The following is a 15986-nucleotide window of genomic DNA, read 5'->3' as shown; positions in this document are numbered from 1 at the left end:
GAACAAGGCGTTGCGGCTGAGAAAGCGGAGTGTACAAGGGGGGCGTGAGCATTTCGAAGCGGTGCTCACCGTGCCACGTCTCACGACGCGCAGCAGATCGTAAACCGCTTCTTAGCGCGCGGGCTGCTGGCGGATGGCGAGCAAGGCCTGATTGCGCAGCGTCTTCAGCAGGCTGAGCTGCTCCGGCGCGATGGCCAGCGAGCCGGCCTGGCGGCGGTCGCCGTAGAGTATGCCCAGCTTGCGTTTGTCCAAGGACAGCGGCAGCAGCACAAAGGTATGGGCGACGCCCATCTGGCGGAACCAGGCCGGGATGTGCTGGGCGATGGCCGGCGCGTCGATGTCGTCTATCAGCATGTCGGCGTTGCGTTCCAGCGCCTTGCGGAACAGGCTGTCGCCGCTGTCGATGTCGGCGCGCAGCGCCGGCAGCAGCAACTCCACTTTTTCGCCGAAACCGAAGCGCGCCTGCAGCGGCAGATCGGCCCCGCTGCGCGCGCAGATCAGCGCGTGGTCGAAGCCCAGTCCGCGGTACATGGTTTCCAGAATGATGCGCAGCAGGTCGTTGAGCTTGTAATCGCCCAGCAGGGTGTTGGTGATGTCCTGCACGCCGGCGGACAGCACGGCGATCCGGCCGGCGGAGCCGGCGGTGGCCTGTAGCCGGGTGGGGTCCGGCGCGGGCGGCGGCGGCGCGGCGGGGCTGGGCGGCGGCGCGCTCTTGTCCAGCCTGGCCTGGCGCAAGGCCTGCGAGCGCGGCCCTTGGCCGGCTTCCGGGCCCAGTTCCGCCAGATAGGCGGTGAGCTGGGTTTGCGCCTGCGCCAGTTCCCGTTCCAGCGGCGCCCACTCCAGCGCCAGCGCCCGGCTGTAGCGTTGCAGCAGCTTGCGGCTGGCCTCGGTCTGATCGATGCCGCTCTGGGTCAGCTGGCAGACCAGTTCGCGGCACAGCGAGCTTAGCGCCTTCATCCGCATCTCGCCGGTTTGCGGCTGGCGCACCGCGCCGGCCGGCATCGGTTCCATGCCGGTCAGAATCCGTTCCGGAAAACGCCACAAGGCGGCGGTGGCGGCGCCCAGGTCGGCGTAATGAGCGCCCAGCGTCTGGTGCGCGGCCTGGTCGACGCCGGCGCCGGCGGCGATCAGCGTCTGGATTTGCCGGTACTCGTCGCGGAAGTAGTTGACGCACAGCAGTTCGCCCAGGTTTTGCAGCATGCCGCAAATCAAGGCTTCTTCCGCCTCGCGCACACCGCAGGCCGGCGCCAGCGAGCGCGCCAGCAGGCCGGTGAACAAGGTCTTGATCGCCACGTCGCGGATCTCGTCGGCGTGGGCGCGGTTGTGCAGGTGTTCGAACAGCAGCAGGCTGAGCGCCAGATTGCGTATGGTGTCGAAGCCCAGGATCACGATGGCGCGCGAGATGGTGCTGACCGCGCCGCCGTACTGGCTGAAATTGGCGGAATTCACCACTTTCAGCAGCTTATTGGTCAGCGACACGTCTTTGAGGATGGCGCTGGACAGCGCTTGCAGGCGCTCGCTGTCGGCGTTGTTGCTCTTGTTGATGGCGGCGATGGCCTGGGACAGCGCCGGAAAGTCCGGCGCGTGGCGCATGCGTTGCAGCAAGTGGTCCAGCGCGGCGCGGCCGCCTTCCTGGCGGTTGAAGCGTTGATGGCGGGCCAGCCAGTCCTGCAGCCCGGCCAGCGCGCGGCGACAGGCGCCGGCGTCGGCCGCCGGGTCGCGCAGCGCGTCCAGCCATTGCTCCAGCTCCGGATCGCAGTCCCGTTCCGGCGCGCCGGCGCTGATCAGCCAGCGCAGCAGTTGTTCGGCCTGAGACAGCTCTTGGCGCAGCCGTTCCGGGCTCAAGGCCTGGCAGGCGTGTTCGCCCAGCAGCGCGACGCGCTGGTGGATGTCGGCGAGCACGGTTTCGGGATAGAGCCGTCCCAGGCATTTGCCGCTGGCGTGCAGGTGGATCAGCGGCTCCAGAATGTCGCAGGCCAGGCCGATGCGCTCGGCCAGCGGCAGCGCGGCCAGCGCCTTCAGACGCAAGGGCTGCAGCGTGTCCTGCCGGTAGACGGCGTAGGGTTTGCCGTCCAGGCGGGCCTGGCCCTGCCAGGCTTGCAGCAAGGGATGGCGGAAGGCCGGGCGCGGCGGCGCGTCCGGCAGCTCGGACGCGGACTCCACCAGCGCCAGCGCCGCGCCGTCGCGGCTGGCCAGCAGCACCGACAGGCCGTCCGGGCAGTGCAGCGTGGCGACGATTTGGTATTCCGGCTCTGCGGCGGGGCTCATCGCTGTCTCCGTGCGGCTTGCGTATTTGTACTAATGTAGACAGTTATTGCCGCGTGGGCCGAAGATTCCGCAGCGTCCGTCCTGGCGTTCTTATTGCCCTTTGGACTAATTGTTGATTTGCTAAGAGCATATTGATATAACCCATCGGTTTTGATGCGCCGATGGGCTTTCGGTAGATTTGAGCGCATCTACAGGATGGGCAGGAAGCATGAACATCGGTCAACAGAGGCTGACTCACCTCAAGCAGTTGGAAGCGGAGTCTATCCACATCATTCGCGAAGTGGCCGCGGAATTCGAAAACCCGGTGATGCTGTATTCGATAGGCAAGGATTCGGCGGTGATGCTGCATCTGGCCAAGAAAGCGTTTGCGCCGGGCAAGCCGCCGTTTCCCTTGATGCACGTGGACACCACCTGGAAGTTCAAGGAAATGATCGCGCTGCGCGACAAGCAGGCGCGCGAGTACGGCTGGGATCTGATCGTCCACGTCAACCAGGAGGGCGTGGACGCCGGCATCAATCCGTTCACCGCCGGCAGCGCCAAGCACACCGACGTGATGAAGACCGAGGGCCTGAAGCAGGCTTTGAACAAATACGGTTTCGACGCCGCTTTCGGCGGCGCTCGCCGCGACGAGGAAAAAAGCCGGGCCAAGGAGCGGGTGTATTCCTTCCGCGACCGCAACCACCGCTGGGACCCGAAGAACCAGCGGCCCGAGCTCTGGAACATCTACAACAGCAAGATAGACAAGGGTGAGAGCATACGGGTGTTCCCGCTGTCCAACTGGACCGAGCTGGATATCTGGCAATACATCTTCCTGGAAAACATCGAGATCGTGCCGCTGTACTTCGCCGCCGAACGGCCGGTGATAGCGCGCGACGGCACGCTGATCATGATAGACGACGAGCGGATACTGGATTATCTGAGCCCGGCGGAGAAGGCGAGCATTGAAACCCGCCGCGTCCGCTTCCGCACCCTGGGCTGTTATCCGCTGACCGGCGCGGTGGAATCGCAGGCGGCCACACTGCCGGACATCATTCAGGAGATGCTGCTGACCCGCACTTCCGAGCGTCAGGGCCGGGTGATAGACCACGACAGCGCCGGTTCGATGGAAAAGAAAAAGATGGAAGGATATTTCTGATGACCCACCAATCCGATCTGATCGCCGGCGACATCCTGGAATACCTGCGCCAGCACGAAAACAAGGATCTGCTGCGCTTCATCACCTGTGGCAACGTGGACGACGGCAAGTCCACCTTGATCGGCCGGCTGCTGCACGATTCCAAGCTGATCTTCGAGGATCAGCTGGCGGCGATAGAGCGCGACTCCAAGAAATACAACACCACCGATCAGGAGATAGACCTGGCCTTGCTGGTGGACGGTTTGCAGGCGGAGCGCGAGCAGGGCATCACCATCGACGTCGCCTACCGCTATTTCAGCACCGACAAGCGCAAGTTCATCATCGCCGATTGCCCGGGCCATGAGCAGTACACCCGCAATATGGCCACCGGCGCGTCCACCAGCAATCTGGCCATCATTCTGATCGACGCGCGGCGCGGGGTGCAGACCCAGACCCGCCGCCACAGCTACATCGTCAGCCTGCTGGGCATCCGTCATGTGATCGTGGCGGTGAACAAAATGGACCTGGTGGATTACGATCCGGCGGTGTTCGAGCGCATTCGCGACGAGTATCTGGCCTTCGCCGAGGGCCTGGCGATTCCGGACATCCGCTTTGTGCCGATCTCCGCGCTGCGCGGCGACAATGTGGTCAGCCGCGGCGAGGGCGCGCCCTGGTATCAGGGGCCGACGCTGATGCAGTTGCTGGAAACGGTGGAAGTGCGCAGCGACGCGGCGCTGGAAGGCTTCCGCCTGCCGGTGCAGTACGTGAACCGGCCCAATCTGGACTTCCGCGGCTTCTGCGGCACTATCGCCGCCGGCGAGATCCGCCCCGGCGACGAGGTGCTGGCGCTGCCGTCCGGCCGCCGCAGCAAGGTCAAGGCCGTGGTGGCTTACGAGGGCGAACTGGCCGCGGCCGGGGCCGGCGAGGCGATCACGCTGACGCTGGAAGACGAGATCGACGTGTCGCGCGGCGATATGCTGGTGCGCGCCGACCAGCCGCCGCCGGCGGTGGCGGCCAGCCTGGACGCGCATCTGGTGTGGATGCAGGACGCGCCCTTGCGCGCCGGCAAGGAGTACGGCTTCAAGCTGGCCGGCAAATTCGTCACCGGCCGGGTGGAGGCCATCCTGCACCAGGTGGACGTCAACACGCTGGAGCAGAAGCCGGCCGAGGCGCTGCACCTGAACGAGATCGCGCTGTGCCGGATCAGCCTGAACGCGCCGGCGGTAATAGACGCCTACGCCGCCTGCCGTGGCACTGGCAGCTTCATCGTGATCGACCGGCTGAGCAACGCCACCGCCGGCGCCGGCATGATCACGGCGGCCAGGATGGAGCAGGCGGCCGCGCCTCAGGACGAATTGCAGCGCTTGCGCGCCTTCGAGCTGGAGTTGAACGCGCTGGTGCGCAAATACTTCCCGCACTGGGAGGCCAAGGACATCGGCCAGCTGTTTCCGCGCTGAGCGTGTGTTGAGCGTTGCCGACGGCCCGTCGCCCTAGTGTTCAGAGCCTGTTCAAAGGCTAGTGAGCGGGAGCGGGACAAGGTGTCGCGGCTGAGAAAGCGGAATGTACGTTTGGTATATGAGCATTTCGAAGCCGTCACCTCTCATGAGGCGCTGCGGACTTTGAACAAGATCTTAGAACCTGTTTACGATCTTTTGTAGATGTGTTTAACCGTTGCTAGATACGTAGGAAACCATGTATTCGACGCGCCCCGGGTCCCTTCAAGCCTGCCGTCGGGTGGCAGGCCCGAGGTTTTAAGCGGCTGCTTGTTCGAGCAGCGCGACGTTAGCTGTGGGGTGGTGGTTAGTTTGTCACTCCAGGATAGAGGGGTGAACACTGCTCAAAGCCAATAGCGGCGCGGCTTCTGTCGAAATCTTGCTGCGCGGACGCCGTGCGCAAAAATGAGAAATTCTGGTGTGATTGTGGAAGTTTTTGCGTTGTTATTGTCACTGGAATGATCAGCTTTCGACAATAACTGACCATCGTCCTAGTCACAGAGCGGATCGTTTGCCGCCTCTTTGTTCTCAGGACGATTTTTCATGTATGGGCAGTGCGGGATTTTGCATAGTGCAGTCTGCGCTGTCTCTTCAAATGCATCATCCAAGGCACGCGCCAAAGCAAGCTTAACCTCTTCTAGTTCCAACTTGCGGCTATGCTAACTGCAAAGCCATCAGCATAGCCGCATTTATAAGTGCCGCCAATTCTAGGCGGAGAGCACCTTCAACATTTCCTGCAGATCCTTCTCCGTCGCGCCTTTGGCCAGATAGTCGCACAGCACGGCCAGAATGCCAGCCCGACGTCCTGGCTTGAGACGCAGCCCTTTTTTCTGAAGCCACTCCTCAAGGACTTCATCGACGAACTTTATCGTTGCCAGATCGACGCTACGTTCTCCTGGTGTGATCACGCCGGCCACTTTCTCTTCTCGTATGGCTTCTTCTGGCTCCGTGCTTACCTGCTCAGGCAATGGAATGTACTGACCAGGGATCTCATACACCCAGCGAGTGCCACCGCGCCCTTTCTGCTCCTCGCGATACCAACCTTCATTCTCAGCCCGTATACGAATGTTATCCCTTGAGGACGGCAAACCAGGCAGTCCCATCTTGGATATCTCGCTTGCGCTGTAGAGCTTCCTTTTCAATGCAGTTCCTTTGAGCGCAACTGCATTGAATGCAATGCAGTTTTCGCCGTTGCTCGCCCACCTAGCAAATCCAATAAATTCAACCATTTGAATAAGGTAAACGGCTGCTGGGCGCAGGCGGCGCAAGAAAATCAACTGCATCGCCTTGACGCTCCACTTCGATGCAGTTAATCTTGGTTAAAAGTGACCTTCGGGATTAACGCCCGAACAAAAAACCGGCGGTAACCGGTTATCAAAAGGAGCCAAGTATGAGTTCGACTCAGCCCCCTGGCTGGCACAAAGAGGACATCAAGGCGGCGATCCGCAAAGCCGGCAGCACGATGAACGCCTTGGCGCGCGATCGCAATCTTCCGCTTTCGACCATCCGCAACGCCTTGATTCGTCCGGTGTTGTCCGGCGAAGTCGCTATTGCCGAGTTCCTCGGAATTCCCGCCCACGAGCTTTGGCCGGAACGCTGGACGCCGGAAGGACGCCGCATCCGCCCTCGTTACGCCCACAAGTATATCGAGGCGAACAAAAACCGTTCATGACAAAACGGTCAGCGTAATTCGCACCCCTTAATTCTAACGAATTGTTCGCTTTGATAGTGCTTCAAGTGAACTGAAGCGGCAAAGGAGTACAACATGAGCCGTCGCAAGCGTAATGACCGAGTTGATCCGCACGAGGACCAGCTCCCCCTCAACTTCGATGTGTTCGCCATCGAAACCCCTAGCGGCGTCGTCGCCGTCCAGGGCGAAAACATCCTGGACGCCGCGATCCGTCAAGCGCTGGTTGTGGTCCTGGATAGCGCATTCGGCCGCGGGCTGTCACGCGACCGCGTCGCGGATCAGATGAGCGAGAAGCTGTGCCGCAACATCAGCAAGGCCCATCTTGATTTGTGGACGGCCCCCAGCCAAGCGGAGCGCCGGATCCCCGTCGACGCGCTGATGGCGCTGATGTCGGTATGCGACGACTACAGCCCGCTGGAGTGGATGGCGCATTACGCCGGGCGCAAGCTGTTGACCGCCGACGAAGCATTGTGTGCCGAGTTTGGAGCCATGGCGGTGTTGGATCGCCACATCAAAGCCAAGCAAAAATCCATTGAGGGACAGATGGATGAAAAGCTGCTTGGCCAGTTGATGAACAGAATGAAGCGGCTGAACAAATGAACTCGGCCCTGAAGTCCCACTACAGCGCTGCGGAGTTGGCCTCCATGAGATTGCCAGGGCTGCCAACCTCACGAGATAACGTGCGCCTGACCGCAGAGCGGGAATGCTGGTCCTTCGTCGAGACAAAAGGCAAAGGCGGCACCCGCCGCGAGTACAGCCCGCCCGCCGATGTGCTTGCAGCGATCCGCGCCAAAGCCGCCGAGAAAGTGGCGGCGCTGTCAGCGCCTGTCCTTCCCATCCGACGTGAAGACCAACTGCCGTTGATCGAGACCGAGGGCCAAGCGCTCAAAGCGGATGCCCGGCGCGGCGTGCTGCAGTCGCTGGAAATGCTGATGCAGCGCTCCGGCTACCCGATGAAGAAAGCCGCCGCGGTACTGATCGACATGGCCCGCGTGGGTGCCGCCAATGAGCAGTTGGTGGGCATGCTCAAGATGGCCCGCGACGAGCGCGGCCGCAAAAGCGAAGACGGCTTGCCGAGCGTGCGCAGCGTGCTGCGCTTTGTCGAGTACGAGCGCGCCGGCATGCTGGCCCCGAAGAAGCGCGAGCGAGACATGAGCGTGCCCGCCTGGGCGCCTTTCTTCCTCGGTTACTACCAGCGCCCGGAAAAACCCACGGTGGAACACGCTTACCGCGAGTTCATCAAGGATTGGGCACAGGCTCAGCCGGGAACCGAGATACCGAGCGTATGGCAAGTGCGCCGCTTCCTATCCAAAGTCGGCAACGTGAGCCGCGAGATCGGCCGCATGGGCGAGCATGAGCTGAAAACCCTGCGCCCCTTCATCCGCCGCGGCTTTGAAAACCTGCTGCCGGGCGACATCTACAGCGCCGACGGCCACACATTTGATGCCGAAGTGCAGCACCCCTTGCATGGACGCCCGTTCCGCCCGGAGATCACGACCATGGTCGATATCGCCACCCGCAAGGCGGTGGGATGGTCTGTCGGCCTGGCAGAAAGCGCGCTGGCCGTGCTGGACGCATTGCGCGATGCGGCGATGAAAGCTGGGATCCCGGCGGTGTTCTACGTCGACAACGGGTCCGGCTACAAGAACCAGATGATGCTGGACGTCTCCACCGGCTTCATGGCCCGCCTTGGCATCGAGATGGTGAACAGCCTGCCATACAACTCCCAGGCGCGCGGCGTGATCGAAAAATTGCACCAGACCATCTGGATCAACGCTGCCAAGAGCCTGCCGGGCTACATCGGCTGGGACATGGACCGCGAGGCCAAGCTGGCCACCTTCAAGCTGTCGCGCAAAGCCATTGCCCAAAACCAGCAGACCGCCGCCATGCCGCTGATGGCCTGGGAACGCTTCGTCGCCTTCTGCGAAGAAAAGGTGGCCGAGTACAACGACCGCCCGCACCGCAGCTTGCCAAAGATCACCGACCCGGCGACGGGCCGCCGTCGCCACATGACGCCGAACGAAAAGTGGGCGCTGCATGTCGCCCAGGGTTTCGAAGCCCACCGCGTCACCGACGACGAGGTCCGCCCTCTGTTCCGTCCTCAAATGCTGCGCACGGTGCGCCGCTGCGAGATCGAGCTGCTCGGCAACCGTTACTTCGCCCGCGCCTTGGAAGAGTTCCACGGCGAGCAGCTGCGGGTCGGCTACGACATTCACGACCCTCAAATTGTCTGGGTTTACGACGACGAAGGCCGCTTCCTCTGCACCGCCGAGCTGGACGCCAACAAGCGTGACTACATGCCGAAATCGGTTATCGACCGCGCTCGCGAGAAGCGCGCCACCGGCCGCGAGAAGCGTCTTGAAGCCAAGTTGGGCGAGGTGCGGGAAGAACTGCACGGCACCCCGGCGCTGGAGCACAGCGACACCGTCACCATCCCCGGCTTCATGAGCATCAACCGCGAGCAACTGGCGCAACGGGCGCGGGAGCTGCAGGCGGTTGACGTGGTGGCAGAACCGGTGGTCAGCAAGCCGACGGCGCAGGAAACCGCTACGCCGGCCGCAGAGACCGTCGCCTGGGGCGTGCCCAGCACACCGGAAGCGCGATGGGCGGAGTGGAAACGACTGAACGCGATGACAGAGGAGGACATCGACAGCGAGAAGGCAAGGAAATGGCGGCACACCTATCAGGCGACCGCCGAATTCAGAACGTATCAGCGCAAGAGCGCGTGATCTTATGCCGCGCTGCTGCAACAGCGCGGGACCAACTTGGAGATTAAATCATGACTCAACACCAACCGATGGTCAATCGCGTGGCGCACATCGCCAACCTGGACTTGGTCGCCGTCGCTGCCGAGAAACTGCTGTCGCGTGTCGATGGACTACCCGGCATCGGCGTGATGTACGGCGAAGCCGGCCGCGGTAAAACCATCGCCTGCAGCGCTCTGGCAAATCAGACGCGAGGGTACTACGTGCAGATGCGCAGCGCCTGGAACCGCAAGGCATTGCTGGAGAAGATCCTGTTCGAGATGGGCATCAAGCCTGCAGGCACCATCCCGAATCTGCTCGACCAAGTGTGCGAACAGATCGCCGCCAGCCGCCGCCCGCTGATCATCGACGAATTCGACTTCTGCCTGCGCTCCGACGGCCTGATCGAACTGGTACGGGACATCTACGAGGGCAGTCAAGGCACGCTGCTGCTTGTGGGCGAAGAAACCATCCCGCAAAAACTCAAGCGGTGGGAGCGTTTCCACAGCCGTGTGATGGCCTGGATCCCGGCCCTGCCGGTGTCGCTGGCCGACGCCGAGTTGTTGGCCCCGATCTATTGCCCGAGCGTGAGCATCGCAGAGGATCTGCTGGCGCGCTTGGTTGAAGTGGCGCATGGCTCGGTGCGCCGGGTGTGCGTGAACCTGACCCGCGTCCATGAAGAAGCCATGATGCTGGCCGAGTCCGAAATGACGCTGGCCAAGTGGGGCGAGCGCGACCTGTATACCGGCGACGCGCCGAAACGCCGCGGGGGCCTGTGATGTCGCGCCCCGCACCGATGATCAGCGCCGGCGGCCGCGGCAGCTTTCAGCGGATCTGGGAGGCGATCCGCGCGCGCCGCGACGACTTCACGCTGCTGCTGATTTACAGCGACACCGAGGCCAGCCGCGGCGGGATCCTTCACTACATCAACGCCCTGGTCAAAGGCGGCTACGTCGAACGCATCAATCAGCGCATCCGCAACAACGATCAGCAGCACTTCCGCCTGATCCGAGACTGCGGCATCGAGTACCCGCGTTTAAACGCCAAGGGGGAACCGATCCAGCGGGATCTTGCCACCGAGGCGATCTGGAGAACCATGCGCATTGTCGGCGGCGAGTTCTCGACGCGCGAACTCGCGGCGCTGGCCAGTACGCCGGAACGCCGCGTCGCCCACACTACCGCAAGCGTGTACATCGGCCAGCTCGTCCAGGCCGGCTATGTGCTGCAGACCCGGAAACGGAGCAAGTCCGGCCCGCCGCGCTATCGCTTCCTGTCGCAGCGCTACACCGGGCCGCGTCCGCCCGTCGTCGGCCGCAACGCCTACGTGTACGACCCGAATTTGGACAAAGTGGTGTGGGCAGAGGAGATCAACCATGACGACCTCTGAAACCTGCGCCCACTGGCTGGACTTGCTGCGCGCCGAGGCCGAGCGCACCAGCATGCGCTCTGTCGCCGCGCGGCTGGGGTACAGCCCGACCACGATCAGCCTGGTGCTGTCCGGCAAGTACCCCGGCCGGCCCGACAAGATCGCCAAGGCCGTGATCGAACTGCTGGAACACGCCGTGGCTTGCCCCTACCTCGGGCATACCATCGCCGCCGACCTCTGCCGCAGCCATGCCACCGGCCCGGCACCGACTCACAACCCGCTCAAGATGGCTCACTGGCGCGCCTGCCAGCAGTGCCAAAACCGCCGCAAAGGAGACTGACATGCATGCCGTTCAAACACAGATCTATTCCCCGGCTCAGCGTCAATGCGTCAACGAAGTGATGCTCGCCGCCGCGCTGCGCCTTGCTGGAGCCATTGAAGAATTGACCGCCCGCGGTTTTACCGTACTGCGGGTCGACTTCACCCCGGCGCGGCCGACGATCACCGTGCTGAAAGACGGCCGCTGCCAAGCGCTGATTGAGTCCGGCGAAGCGGCTTACTACTCGTTCGGGCGTGAAGCGCATTTCGGCCCCTATCGCGCCGCGCAGTTCAAGTGCGAAGGCTGCCGGGTGGTCTGGTCTGAACTTGAGTCATGACGCAGATCGAGTTGGACGCGGCCACCAAGCAGCGCCTGGCCGACGAGGTCGAGCGGCTGGTGGCGATGGGGAAACCCAGGTCGGAGGCGCGGCAGATTGTTTGGCTGGACTACCAGGACGAGCTGGCGGCGTTCACCGCCCCAACTCCTCCGGAGCCAGTCCAGCCGGAGCCGGCCCCACCGGACACCCCGGTGCCGGAGCCACCGGAGCCGCCACCACAGCCCGCCGTAACGACGCCAGCGCGTAAGTTCTGGCAAGCAGCAGATGAACCGTCATTCACCCCGGATTGGTTGAGCCGGAACCGGGTTGAGCTGGCAAAAGTGAAGCGATTACTGAGGAGCAAGACATGAACACGATTCCGCAGGGCTACAAGCAAGACGCCAAAGGGCGCCTGATTCCCCTGGAAGCCATCAAGCCCATTGATCTGGAGCGCGACCAGCTGGTGGCCGAGATCATCGAGAAAGCGCAAGTGGTGAGCCAGACGCTTGCGACGTTCAAAGAAAGCGTCTTCGCCGACATCGGGGCGTTTATCGAGCTGTCGGCCGAGCGCTACGACGCCAAGCTTGGCGGAGCCAAGGGCAATGTCAGTCTGGTCAGCTTTGACGGCCGCTACATGGTCAAGCGCGCCAACCAGGACACGCTGACATTCGATGAAGGGCTGCAGGCCGCCAAAGCTCTGATAGACGAATGCGTACATACGTGGACCGAGGGGGCGCGCAGCGAACTCCGCGCGCTGATCAACGACGCCTTCAACGTGGACAAGGAAGGCAACATCAGCACCGGCCGCATTCTCAGCCTGCGCCGCTTGGACATCCAGGACGAGACGTGGCAGCGCGCGATGACGGCGCTCAGCGACTCGGTGAGGGTGCAGTGCTCGAAGTCGTATATCCGCGTGTACGAGCGCGTCGGCGACACCGACCAGTATCGTCAGATCCCTCTTGATATCGCGGGGGTGTGAGATGGCCGATCTGATCGTGAAATGTGCCCGTTGCCGTTACCCGCATCGTGAAAGCGAGCGTATCGAACGCCCGACGGAACTGGGGGACGTGTTGGCCTGCCCTCGCTGCGGTGCTCATTCGTACTACGACATGACGCCGCAGGTCGCCTGGTGCTGGGCCTCGGGCCTGATTGAGTGGGGCGACCAGGGGCAGGAGCCAGAAGGCGGCATCGTCATCGCCCGCGGCCCGAAATGCTCGCTCAAGTCCATTCTCAACGTGGTGGCGCGGCATGGCTTTCAGCACGGAGTTCTGTTGGTGCCAGGCGTGCCGGAAGCGGCTGACCAACGTGCGGCGGCAGATGCGTTGGACCAGTGGCTGTCCTGGTGCGCAAGCACCTCTCACGAAGACGTCGTGTTTGTGACGCCTCCGGAGAAAGCTTTGGGAGGTGCCGCCGCATGAAAACCTTCGACCCTGACGTTATTGAGTTCACCAACCAGCTCCGCGATTGGCACGAATCCCGCGTCCAGAACCTGCGGTTGATCGTGGAGAATCCAAGCGCCGACTTGATGCTCGGCACAAGCGAAATCAAGGCCGATAGCGACCTCGCCAAAGGCATTCGTATTGGCATCCAGTTGGCCCTGGCTCAATTGGGCAAGCTGCCCTTCAGCGTTACCCCTTGCACTGACGACGTAGTAGATGAGGAGACCGAGTGATGGCCATCGTCCACGAAGAAACCAGCCACGATGATCTGCCGGTAACCATCATGGTTTCCGAGCGCACCAAAGGCGAATTCCGTCCGCCTTGGGAAATGATCGATCTTGAGTTTGACAGCTTCCAGCGCCTTACCCCGACACAACTGCGCCAACTCGGCAGATGGCTCCTTCAGGAAGGAAAGCGCATTGGCCGCGAGTACAAGTCAAACGGCGCACCGAAGAAAGGAGATGCCCAATGAAATTAAGCAAAGAGCAGAAACAGGAGCTGATCGACAAGCTGAGCTACCCCTGGGGGAGGGTCAGCCTCCAGTGCGATGGCTATCAAATCTCGTTGGTTGTTAGGCGAAGCAAGGGAATGACCTACCGGGTTGTTACCTACGTAAATGGCAGCTGGCAAGGCAAGTGGATGTCCGGCAAGGAAGAACACCCGGAGCAAAGGTTTTTACGCAAGTCAGTGCGCCCGCTGGTCAGCCAGAAAAAAAGGGACGAACTGGAGAAGGCCGTAGGCAAGCGCTGCTTCAAGAAAATGTGTGCTGAGGATCCGTATTGGACCGCAGCCATAACCGTCTATGACGTCAGCTGGGCCAGCGGCAAGGCCGTCATCAACCATCTCTGCAAGGTCTGCGACTCCATCGAGATCCTTTCGGAACAAGCGGCATAGAACCCGGTGTCGAGCCGGCGCTTGCCGGCTCCGCAACGCGTTTTAACGGAGTGACAAATGAACCGCAACCCCGCCCTGGCGAAGATCCACATCGCAAAGAAAGAACTGGCCATGGACGACGACACCTACCGCGCCATGCTGCAGAGCATTGCCGGCGTGTCGTCTAGCAAAGATCTGACAGTTGCTGGCGTCAACAAGGTGTTGGCCCATTTAAAACGCTGCGGCTGGAAGCCGAAGACCGCGGCCAAGACCGGAAAGCGGCCCAGCGTGGGACGGGATCGTAAGGCGCTGGTGGGCAAGGTCGAGGCGCTGCTGGCGGAAGCCAAGCGCCCCTGGGCCTACGCCGACGCGATGGCCAAGCGCATGTTCACGGTGGACAAGGTGGATTGGCTGGATGCTGAGCAGTTGCAGAAGCTGGTGGCGGCGCTGACTTACGACGCGAAACGACATGGGAGGGACGTGAGATGAAACTGGACGACGTGAAGCACTTGTTGCCGGAAATGGCCCAGCTGATCGCCACTTTGATCGGTCTGCCCAAAGCCGCTCGCTTGATTGACGTCTGGGGCGGCACTACATTTCCTGTCAGCAAGAACAAGCGCCGCGACGGGCAGATCCGCTACGAGGCGCTGGCCGAGGTGGTGGGCGTCGAGGCGGCAGATAAACTCACAGCCCACTTTGGTGGTGAAGTGCTGGCGATCCCGCGCTGCGCGGTGGCGATGCGAGAAGTGCGTGACCGGTTGATCCGGGCCGAGTTCGACGAACTGACCCGCGAGCACCCGGCCGTGCATGCCGTCAACCAGCTTGCGCGCAAATACCAGATGACCGAGCGCAATGTCTGGATGTTGCTGAAAAAGGTGGACCAGATTAGCGAGACACCGCAGGGTAAGCTGTTTTAGGATGTCGGCATTCCGGTGAAGCGAGGAAATGTCATGACGCGTTATCTGTCCATTCTGTTGGTGGCTTTGTTGTTGGCGGGCTGCTCAAACGGAGAAAAAGAAAAAATGACTCAGCTGGAGACTGAGAATAAACAGCTGAAGTCCAAGCTTCAGATCTTGGAATCTGAGCACCCTTTAATTGATCTTGAGAAAATCCAAAAATTTGGTCGTGATAGCTTAGGCAGTACTCTTCCCGACATTGATCGAGAAGGATTTTTGACTTCCAGGGCTGCGCTTGCTGGGGTAAACAGCGCTTATGATGCAATGGAAAAAGTGACCCTGGAAACAAACCTAGAAACAATCTTGAAGCCTTTGTATGTGTTGGAAGACATGTGGCCAGCGCATATGAGCACAGCGGCAGAGAAAATAGACCCTGTGTTCCGGTCATGCAGGAATTTGCCGACGCTCGCACGAATGAGCGTTGAAGCCGCCCAGGGCAAAATGCCAGATGTAGCTGTAAAGCTTGATGAACTGGCGAAGCTGATCAGGTTTCAATGCTCGTTTGCTCTGAGCGGTGCCGTATTGAAGAGCCAAGAAAAGAAATAGCACTGATCGTTTTCCACTGAAGCCCCTCACAGCGCCCCAACTGGGGCGCTTTCTTATTCTGGCGGTGTTTCAACCAAAATGGATACCGCTGTCATGGCAAGCCGAAAAATCGAGGATCTGCACCCGGACTTGCAGCCTCTGTGTCGCGAGTTTGTACGCCGCTGCGAAGCTGCTGGGGTCACCGCTCTCATTACCACCACTTATCGTTCTGGCGCTGAGCAGGACGAGTTGTATGCCCAGGGCCGGACCAAGCCTGGCCCGCGCGTGACCAATGCCCGCGCCGGCCAGTCCGCGCACAACGCGATGATTCAGGGCAAGCCGGCCGCGCGCGCCTTCGACGTGGTGCCAACCATTGGCGGTAAGCCGATGTGGGACGCCAAACATCCTCACTGGCAAGTGATGGGCAAGATTGGCATGGAACTGGGGCTGAACTGGTACGGCCGCCCCAATGCGCCGTTCAAAGAGTTCCCGCACTTCGAGCTGGCAAAGGGGTATCAGTAATGAGCCTCGGCGACCTGTTTAAGAACCCCGCAACAAACCGGTTGAGCCACAGCAAATTGTGGGCGAATGTCGCCTGCGCGGCCGCAACCGGCATGTTCATCTACCAGGGCATTTCCAGTGCGTTGACGCCGGACGTCTGGCTGATCTACCTCGGCGTCGTGGGCGGCTACTCTGCGGCCCGCAGCTGGATCGCCACCCGTCGCGACAACGCCAAAGGGGGCAAGGATGCTTAAGCTCGCGCTGCGCCTGGTGAGCTGGGGGCGTCGTTTGCTATCCCCGGCCAAGGTCCAAGCCCCCGCCGTTCAGCCGCGGCCCATCCCCAGCGCCGCGCCGGTCTGCCTCAGCTGGCCGATGCCTGGCC

22 protein-coding genes are annotated in these 15986 nt (G+C 61.7%); 20 read left to right on the top strand and 2 right to left on the bottom strand.

Features of this window, described 5'->3' with window-relative positions; translation table 11 throughout:
* Positions 1-111: 111 nt before the first annotated feature.
* Positions 112-2268, bottom strand: a complete 2157-nt coding sequence (locus ACODSD_RS07225; protein WP_488877068.1) for an HDOD domain-containing protein — start codon at positions 2266-2268, stop codon at positions 112-114.
* Between the two features lie 208 nt (positions 2269-2476).
* Between ACODSD_RS07225 and cysD the strand changes: the two genes are divergently transcribed.
* Together cysD and cysN are read left to right on the top strand one after the other, a co-directional pair.
* The gene (cysD, locus tag ACODSD_RS07220) at positions 2477-3403 is read left to right on the top strand and encodes a sulfate adenylyltransferase subunit CysD (RefSeq protein ID WP_107798848.1); all 927 of its coding nucleotides are present in this window, start codon (positions 2477-2479) and stop codon (positions 3401-3403) included.
* On the top strand, positions 3403-4839 hold the full coding sequence (cysN, locus tag ACODSD_RS07215) for a sulfate adenylyltransferase subunit CysN (protein ID WP_488877067.1): 1437 nt from the start codon (positions 3403-3405) through the stop codon (positions 4837-4839). The genes cysD and cysN overlap by 1 nt, the downstream gene beginning before the upstream one ends.
* A gap of 743 nt (positions 4840-5582) precedes the next feature.
* On the opposite strand, the gene ACODSD_RS07210 is transcribed toward cysN, so the two are convergent.
* The gene (locus tag ACODSD_RS07210) at positions 5583-6158 is read right to left on the bottom strand and encodes a DNA-binding protein (protein WP_488877066.1); all 576 of its coding nucleotides are present in this window, start codon (positions 6156-6158) and stop codon (positions 5583-5585) included.
* Positions 6159-6265: 107 nt separating this feature from the next.
* Between ACODSD_RS07210 and ACODSD_RS07205 the strand changes: the two genes are divergently transcribed.
* The 18 genes from ACODSD_RS07205 to ACODSD_RS07120 all read left to right on the top strand — a co-directional run bounded on the left by ACODSD_RS07205 (position 6266) and on the right by ACODSD_RS07120 (position 15858).
* Positions 6266-6547: a helix-turn-helix domain-containing protein gene (locus ACODSD_RS07205; RefSeq protein WP_081575558.1), complete on the top strand. Its 282-nt coding sequence runs from the start codon at positions 6266-6268 to the stop codon at positions 6545-6547.
* A 93-nt stretch (positions 6548-6640) separates the two neighbouring features.
* Complete coding sequence (locus ACODSD_RS07200) at positions 6641-7165, top strand: hypothetical protein (protein ID WP_488877065.1); 525 nt, start codon at positions 6641-6643, stop codon at positions 7163-7165.
* On the top strand, positions 7162-9294 hold the full coding sequence (locus tag ACODSD_RS07195; RefSeq protein ID WP_488877064.1) for a transposase: 2133 nt from the start codon (positions 7162-7164) through the stop codon (positions 9292-9294). Before ACODSD_RS07200 ends, ACODSD_RS07195 begins: the two co-directional genes overlap by 4 nt.
* 50 nt (positions 9295-9344) lie before the next feature.
* Positions 9345-10088 (top strand): AAA family ATPase, encoded by a 744-nt coding sequence (locus ACODSD_RS07190; RefSeq protein WP_107732742.1) that lies wholly within the window; start codon positions 9345-9347, stop codon positions 10086-10088.
* Positions 10088-10696, top strand: coding sequence for a hypothetical protein (locus ACODSD_RS07185; protein WP_488877063.1), 609 nt, complete (start codon positions 10088-10090; stop codon positions 10694-10696). The genes ACODSD_RS07190 and ACODSD_RS07185 overlap by 1 nt, the downstream gene beginning before the upstream one ends.
* Positions 10683-11015: an XRE family transcriptional regulator gene (locus tag ACODSD_RS07180; protein ID WP_488877062.1), complete on the top strand. Its 333-nt coding sequence runs from the start codon at positions 10683-10685 to the stop codon at positions 11013-11015. The genes ACODSD_RS07185 and ACODSD_RS07180 overlap by 14 nt, the downstream gene beginning before the upstream one ends.
* Before the next feature lies 1 nt (position 11016).
* Positions 11017-11331 (top strand): hypothetical protein, encoded by a 315-nt coding sequence (locus tag ACODSD_RS07175; protein WP_107732745.1) that lies wholly within the window; start codon positions 11017-11019, stop codon positions 11329-11331.
* Positions 11328-11681, top strand: coding sequence for a hypothetical protein (locus ACODSD_RS07170; RefSeq protein WP_488877061.1), 354 nt, complete (start codon positions 11328-11330; stop codon positions 11679-11681). The genes ACODSD_RS07175 and ACODSD_RS07170 overlap by 4 nt, the downstream gene beginning before the upstream one ends.
* Positions 11678-12289 (top strand): DUF3164 family protein, encoded by a 612-nt coding sequence (locus tag ACODSD_RS07165; protein ID WP_488877060.1) that lies wholly within the window; start codon positions 11678-11680, stop codon positions 12287-12289. The genes ACODSD_RS07170 and ACODSD_RS07165 overlap by 4 nt, the downstream gene beginning before the upstream one ends.
* A gap of 1 nt (position 12290) precedes the next feature.
* The gene (locus tag ACODSD_RS07160) at positions 12291-12728 is read left to right on the top strand and encodes a hypothetical protein (RefSeq protein ID WP_488877059.1); all 438 of its coding nucleotides are present in this window, start codon (positions 12291-12293) and stop codon (positions 12726-12728) included.
* Positions 12725-12982 carry a hypothetical protein gene (locus tag ACODSD_RS07155; protein ID WP_488877058.1) on the top strand — a complete coding sequence of 86 codons (258 nt, stop codon included), beginning with the start codon at positions 12725-12727 and terminating at the stop codon, positions 12980-12982. The genes ACODSD_RS07160 and ACODSD_RS07155 overlap by 4 nt, the downstream gene beginning before the upstream one ends.
* Positions 12982-13221, top strand: coding sequence for a hypothetical protein (locus tag ACODSD_RS07150; protein ID WP_488877057.1), 240 nt, complete (start codon positions 12982-12984; stop codon positions 13219-13221). Before ACODSD_RS07155 ends, ACODSD_RS07150 begins: the two co-directional genes overlap by 1 nt.
* On the top strand, positions 13218-13643 hold the full coding sequence (locus ACODSD_RS07145) for a hypothetical protein (protein WP_488877056.1): 426 nt from the start codon (positions 13218-13220) through the stop codon (positions 13641-13643). The genes ACODSD_RS07150 and ACODSD_RS07145 overlap by 4 nt, the downstream gene beginning before the upstream one ends.
* A 57-nt stretch (positions 13644-13700) precedes the next feature.
* Entirely contained in the window at positions 13701-14111 is a 411-nt protein-coding gene (locus ACODSD_RS07140) for a gp16 family protein (protein ID WP_488877055.1), read from the top strand.
* Positions 14108-14539 carry a Mor transcription activator family protein gene (locus ACODSD_RS07135; protein ID WP_488877054.1) on the top strand — a complete coding sequence of 144 codons (432 nt, stop codon included), beginning with the start codon at positions 14108-14110 and terminating at the stop codon, positions 14537-14539. Before ACODSD_RS07140 ends, ACODSD_RS07135 begins: the two co-directional genes overlap by 4 nt.
* 33 nt (positions 14540-14572) lie before the next feature.
* A complete protein-coding gene (locus ACODSD_RS07130; protein WP_488877053.1) occupies positions 14573-15124 on the top strand; it encodes a hypothetical protein in 552 nt (183 codons plus the stop codon).
* Positions 15125-15217: 93 nt separating this feature from the next.
* Entirely contained in the window at positions 15218-15625 is a 408-nt protein-coding gene (locus ACODSD_RS07125; protein WP_107732753.1) for a M15 family metallopeptidase, read from the top strand.
* On the top strand, positions 15625-15858 hold the full coding sequence (locus ACODSD_RS07120; protein ID WP_488877052.1) for a hypothetical protein: 234 nt from the start codon (positions 15625-15627) through the stop codon (positions 15856-15858). The genes ACODSD_RS07125 and ACODSD_RS07120 overlap by 1 nt, the downstream gene beginning before the upstream one ends.
* Positions 15859-15986: the final 128 nt, after the last annotated feature.

The organism is Chromobacterium sp. FG22 (assembly GCF_057809415.1).
Note: the sequence above shows the minus strand (reverse complement) of the source record. Positions and strands in the feature narration are given on the sequence as shown.

Excerpts from the sequence above, each read along its gene's own strand:
- ACODSD_RS07225 (WP_488877068.1), bottom strand. The coding sequence starts at position 2,268 with ATGAGCCCCGCCGCAGAGCCGGAATACCAAATCGTCGCCACGCTGCAC.
- cysD (WP_107798848.1), top strand. The coding sequence starts at position 2,477 with ATGAACATCGGTCAACAGAGGCTGACTCACCTCAAGCAGTTGGAAGCG.
- cysN (WP_488877067.1), top strand. The coding sequence starts at position 3,403 with ATGACCCACCAATCCGATCTGATCGCCGGCGACATCCTGGAATACCTG.
- ACODSD_RS07210 (WP_488877066.1), bottom strand. The coding sequence starts at position 6,158 with ATGCAGTTGATTTTCTTGCGCCGCCTGCGCCCAGCAGCCGTTTACCTT.
- ACODSD_RS07205 (WP_081575558.1), top strand. The coding sequence starts at position 6,266 with ATGAGTTCGACTCAGCCCCCTGGCTGGCACAAAGAGGACATCAAGGCG.
- ACODSD_RS07200 (WP_488877065.1), top strand. The coding sequence starts at position 6,641 with ATGAGCCGTCGCAAGCGTAATGACCGAGTTGATCCGCACGAGGACCAG.
- ACODSD_RS07195 (WP_488877064.1), top strand. The coding sequence starts at position 7,162 with ATGAACTCGGCCCTGAAGTCCCACTACAGCGCTGCGGAGTTGGCCTCC.
- ACODSD_RS07190 (WP_107732742.1), top strand. The coding sequence starts at position 9,345 with ATGACTCAACACCAACCGATGGTCAATCGCGTGGCGCACATCGCCAAC.
- ACODSD_RS07185 (WP_488877063.1), top strand. The coding sequence starts at position 10,088 with ATGTCGCGCCCCGCACCGATGATCAGCGCCGGCGGCCGCGGCAGCTTT.
- ACODSD_RS07180 (WP_488877062.1), top strand. The coding sequence starts at position 10,683 with ATGACGACCTCTGAAACCTGCGCCCACTGGCTGGACTTGCTGCGCGCC.
- ACODSD_RS07175 (WP_107732745.1), top strand. The coding sequence starts at position 11,017 with ATGCATGCCGTTCAAACACAGATCTATTCCCCGGCTCAGCGTCAATGC.
- ACODSD_RS07170 (WP_488877061.1), top strand. The coding sequence starts at position 11,328 with ATGACGCAGATCGAGTTGGACGCGGCCACCAAGCAGCGCCTGGCCGAC.
- ACODSD_RS07165 (WP_488877060.1), top strand. The coding sequence starts at position 11,678 with ATGAACACGATTCCGCAGGGCTACAAGCAAGACGCCAAAGGGCGCCTG.
- ACODSD_RS07160 (WP_488877059.1), top strand. The coding sequence starts at position 12,291 with ATGGCCGATCTGATCGTGAAATGTGCCCGTTGCCGTTACCCGCATCGT.
- ACODSD_RS07155 (WP_488877058.1), top strand. The coding sequence starts at position 12,725 with ATGAAAACCTTCGACCCTGACGTTATTGAGTTCACCAACCAGCTCCGC.
- ACODSD_RS07150 (WP_488877057.1), top strand. The coding sequence starts at position 12,982 with ATGGCCATCGTCCACGAAGAAACCAGCCACGATGATCTGCCGGTAACC.
- ACODSD_RS07145 (WP_488877056.1), top strand. The coding sequence starts at position 13,218 with ATGAAATTAAGCAAAGAGCAGAAACAGGAGCTGATCGACAAGCTGAGC.
- ACODSD_RS07140 (WP_488877055.1), top strand. The coding sequence starts at position 13,701 with ATGAACCGCAACCCCGCCCTGGCGAAGATCCACATCGCAAAGAAAGAA.
- ACODSD_RS07135 (WP_488877054.1), top strand. The coding sequence starts at position 14,108 with ATGAAACTGGACGACGTGAAGCACTTGTTGCCGGAAATGGCCCAGCTG.
- ACODSD_RS07130 (WP_488877053.1), top strand. The coding sequence starts at position 14,573 with ATGACGCGTTATCTGTCCATTCTGTTGGTGGCTTTGTTGTTGGCGGGC.
- ACODSD_RS07125 (WP_107732753.1), top strand. The coding sequence starts at position 15,218 with ATGGCAAGCCGAAAAATCGAGGATCTGCACCCGGACTTGCAGCCTCTG.
- ACODSD_RS07120 (WP_488877052.1), top strand. The coding sequence starts at position 15,625 with ATGAGCCTCGGCGACCTGTTTAAGAACCCCGCAACAAACCGGTTGAGC.